This window comes from Synechococcus sp. FACHB-909 (genome assembly GCF_014698945.1).
In the GTDB taxonomy this organism is placed as follows: Bacteria; Cyanobacteriota; Cyanobacteriia; order PCC-6307; family Cyanobiaceae; genus Cyanobium.
Genome location: NZ_JACJTY010000016.1, coordinates 1 through 3,731, shown reverse-complemented (window position 1 = coordinate 3,731; position 3,731 = coordinate 1). Strand labels below are relative to the sequence as shown.

The following is a 3,731-nucleotide window of genomic DNA, read 5'->3' as shown; positions in this document are numbered from 1 at the left end:
GGTAGCCCAGCACCGGCACGTCGTGGGGGACGCCGATGGCGTGCTCGGCGGGGATCCAGCGCACCCGGTAGGCGCCGTTCTGGTCGCGGTAGCTCTCGGTGTGGCCGCCGAAGCCGACGAAACAGGCCTGGTCGGGGTGGGGAATCTCCCAGGGCCAGCCGGCCTTGAGCCACTTGTCGGTGATCTCCACCTGCCAGCCGTCGCGGATGAGCTGGTCGAAGATGCCGAACTCGTAGCGGATGCCGTAGCCGGTGGCGGGGACCTCGAGGGTGGCGAGGGATTCGAGGAAGCAGGCGGCCAGACGGCCCAGGCCGCCATTGCCCAGGCCAGGCTCCTCCTCCACATCGAGGATCTCCTCGATGTCATTGATGCCGAACTGGCGCAGGGCCTCGGCGGCCTCCTGCTGGATGCCGAGCATCAGCAGGTTGTTGCCGAGCTGGGGGCCGATCAGGAATTCGGCCGAGAGGTAGGCGACGATCCGCTTGGGGTTGGCACCGATGGCCTCGATGCCGGCCAGGTAGCGGGTCATCAGCCGGTCACGCACGGCGTAGCTGAGCGCCATGTAGAGGTCGTGGCGGCTGGCGCTGGGGGCCAGCTTGCCGAGCGTGTAGAAGAGGTGCTCGGTCATGCCTTCGAACACGTCCGTCGCCGTCAGGCCGCTGCGATCGGGGTCCGCGAAGCACCCGGGCGTGGGCAGGCTGAGGTTGCGGGGTTGCTGGTCGGTCATGGCGGTCGGCGCGCGGTGGTCCCTCGGGCACAGGTCTTGCCGTGCGTTCCCAGACCGTAGCGGTGGTTGCCATTCCCCTCGCCCGGCCTGTTGGGAGATCAGCAACGGCACACGTGACCGGCGCCCACGCCCTTAGCGTCCGTTCGCCACAGATTTCGTTCATGGTCGCGCCCAGCCTGCTGCTCGAGGTCGGCAGCACCCAGATCGAGACGGTGGAAACCCTGCTGCAGGTGGGGCGCTATCTGGTCATCTTCCTGGCGGCCCGGACCCTGGCGGAGCTGATGGTGCGCCTGGGGCTGCCCACGATCCTCGGGGAACTGCTGGCGGGCGTTCTGGTCGGCGTCACCGGTCTGCACCTGATCCTGCCGCCGGACGTCCACGCCCAGCTCAACCAGGCCATGCTCGACCTGATCGGCGCCTGCGCCGGGGTCAGCCCGGAGGCGGTGGCCACGATCTACGCCGAGAGCTTCCCCTCCCTGGAGGCCACGTCCAAGCTGGGTCTCTACGCCCTGCTGTTCCTCACGGGCCTGGAGAGCGAACTCGACGAGCTGATGGCGGTGGGCCGGCAGGCCACCACCGTGGCCCTCACCGGTGTGGTGCTGCCCTTCGCCCTGGGCACGGCGGGGCTCTACCTCCTCTTCCATGTGCCCATGTTTCCGGCGGTGTTCGCCGGCGCCTCGATGACCGCCACGAGCATCGGCATCACCGCCAGTGTCTTCGGGGAACTCGGGTTCCTCCGCACCCGGGAAGGCCAGACCGTCATCGGTGCCGCCGTGCTCGACGACATCTTCGGCATCGTGATCCTGGCGGTGGTGGTGGCCCTCTCCGGTGACGGCGTGCTTTCGGCCGGTCCGATCCTGCAGCTGGTGCTGGCGGCGGCGGTGTTCGTGGCGGTGGCCCTGTTCCTCAGCCGCACGGCCGCCCCCGCCTTCGACTGGGTCCTCGACCGCCTCAAGGCGCCGGGGGAGGTGGCGGTGGCCGGCTTCGTGGTGCTGGGCCTGTGCTGCTTCGTCGCCGAGGCGATCGGCCTGGAGGCGGCCCTGGGGGCCTTCGCCGCCGGCCTGATCCTCAGCGCCTCGAAGCACACCAAGGCGATCCAGCAGTCGGTGAAGCCCCTGGTGGCCCTGTTCGCCACCGTCTTCTTCGTGCTGATCGGCAGCTCCCTGGATCTGTCGGTGATGAATCCCCTCAACCCCGACAACCGCGAAGGCCTGGTCGTCGCCCTGTTCCTGCTGGTGGTGGCCATCGCCGGCAAGGTGGCCGCCGGCTGGAGCTACCTCAGCAAGGAGAAGACCAACCGGCTGGTGGTGGGCCTGGGGATGATGCCCCGCGGCGAGGTGGGCCTGATCTTCCTGGGCCTGGGCAGCCAGGCCGGCATCCTTTCGGCGCCCCTGGAGGCGGCCATCCTGCTGATGGTGATCGGCACCACCTTCCTGGCGCCCCTGCTGCTGCGGCTGGCGCTCAGCGGCGTGGAGGTCCCCGCCGACCCCCCGGAGCCATCCCCTGCCGAGCAGGCCGCCTGATCCCGGCCCCGCCTCAGCGCCGGCGCTCGTCGTCCCGTCCGGCCGCCAGGCCGATCGACAGGCCGCCCAGGACGGCGATCAACCCCAGGCTGCCGGCCCAGCCCGGACCGAGGGCCCAGCTCAGCAGCAGCTCCACCACCAGGCCCACCGCCAGGGCCAGCAGCAGGCTGCCGCCCACCAGCACCAGCTGCTGCAGCCCCTCCTCCAGGGCCCCCTCGGCCAGGACCTTCTCCAGGCGGGCCAGGGGAACGCTCAGGGGCAGATAGAGGGCCAGGGCCCAGAGGGCGATCCCCGGCAGCAGCGGGCTCAGGTCGGAGAGGCTGAAGGCGTCGGGCATGGCGGCAGGCGCGGGGGGCAGGGCCGCGCACTGGCCGCGCTTCCTAGCATCGTCTCTCATCACGCCACCGCTGCGTCCATGGCTTCGTCACCCGAGACCCCCTGGCAGTTCCTGGGCCATCGGGTGCACGCCATTCACTCGGCTCCGGAGCAGCCCACCGGCCCGGCGATCCTGCTGGTGCATGGCTTCGGCGCCTCCACCGACCACTGGCGCTTCAACATCCCCGTGCTGGCCCTCACCCATGAGGTCCATGCCATCGATCTGCTCGGCTTCGGCCGCAGCGCCAAACCCGCTGGCCTCACCTACGGCGGCGCCCTCTGGCGCGACCAGCTCTGCGCCTATGTGGCGGAGCGGATCGGTCGGCCCACGGTGCTGGTGGGCAACTCCCTCGGCGGTTTCGCCGCCCTCGCCGCCGGTGCCGCCCTGGGCGATCAGGCCGCCGGCGTGGCCCTGCTGAATGCGGCCGGCCCCTTCAGCGACGAGCAGGAGCCCCCGCGGGGCTGGGGGGCCATCGCCCGCCGCACCATCGGCGCGGCCCTGCTGCGCAGCCCGGTGCTGCAGCGCCTGCTGTTCGAGAACATGCGCCGGCCCGCCACCGTGCGCCGCACCCTCAATCAGGTGTACATCGACCGCACCAACGTCGATGACGCCCTGGTGGAGGCGATCCTGCGGCCCTCCCGGGACCCCGGCGCCTTCGGCGTCTTCCGCACCGTCTTCGACATCCCCCGCGGCCAGCCCCTCGACGAACTGTTCGCCGACCTCAGCGCCCCGCTGCTGCTGCTCTGGGGCATCCGGGACCCCTGGATCAACGCCGCCGGCCGCCGGGCCAGCTTCCAGCGGCATGCCCCCGCCCGCACCACCGAAGTGGTGCTCGAGGCCGGCCACTGCCCCCACGATGAGGTGCCCGATCAGGTCAACCGGGCCCTGCTGGAGTGGCTGACGGGTCTGGTGGAAAGCCCGGTTCCCGCGCTGACCGCCGGCTGAACCCGGCGGCGTCCCCCGGTCGGTACATTTCCCACCACACAGGGGGGCCGAGTTGATCGCCGCCGTCACGAGCACCGGAGCCGCCACGTCGGCGAGCGTCCCGGCGACCGGAGCCGGCGGGAAGGGGGGAGGGTTTGCCTACCGGCCGGACATCGATGCG

4 protein-coding genes are annotated in these 3,731 nt (G+C 71.1%); 2 read left to right on the top strand and 2 right to left on the bottom strand.

Annotated features, from left to right (window positions below; translation table 11 throughout):
- The coding region (locus H6G99_RS16175; RefSeq protein ID WP_190612613.1) for a glycogen/starch/alpha-glucan phosphorylase at window positions 1-727 on the bottom strand (727 nt) is incomplete at its 3' end.
- A 161-nt stretch (window positions 728-888) separates the two neighbouring features.
- Here H6G99_RS16175 and H6G99_RS16170 point away from each other — a divergent pair.
- Complete coding sequence (locus H6G99_RS16170; protein ID WP_190612612.1) at window positions 889-2,250, top strand: cation:proton antiporter; 1,362 nt, start codon at window positions 889-891, stop codon at window positions 2,248-2,250.
- Window positions 2,251-2,263: 13 nt separating this feature from the next.
- Here the strand turns inward: H6G99_RS16170 and H6G99_RS16165 are convergent, their stop codons facing one another.
- Entirely contained in the window at window positions 2,264-2,647 is a 384-nt protein-coding gene (locus H6G99_RS16165) for a hypothetical protein (RefSeq protein ID WP_353617272.1), read from the bottom strand.
- Window positions 2,648-2,665: 18 nt separating this feature from the next.
- On the opposite strand from H6G99_RS16165, the gene H6G99_RS16160 reads away from it, so the two are divergent.
- The gene (locus H6G99_RS16160; RefSeq protein ID WP_094584340.1) at window positions 2,666-3,571 is read left to right on the top strand and encodes an alpha/beta fold hydrolase; all 906 of its coding nucleotides are present in this window, start codon (window positions 2,666-2,668) and stop codon (window positions 3,569-3,571) included.
- The last annotated feature ends 160 nt before the right edge of the window (window positions 3,572-3,731 follow it).

Bases quoted from the DNA above. Each gene is read 5' to 3' on its own strand.
- H6G99_RS16170 (WP_190612612.1), top strand. From the start codon at position 889: ATGGTCGCGCCCAGCCTGCTGCTCGAGGTCGGCAGCACCCAGATCGAG.
- H6G99_RS16165 (WP_353617272.1), bottom strand. From the start codon at position 2,647: ATGAGAGACGATGCTAGGAAGCGCGGCCAGTGCGCGGCCCTGCCCCCC.
- H6G99_RS16160 (WP_094584340.1), top strand. From the start codon at position 2,666: ATGGCTTCGTCACCCGAGACCCCCTGGCAGTTCCTGGGCCATCGGGTG.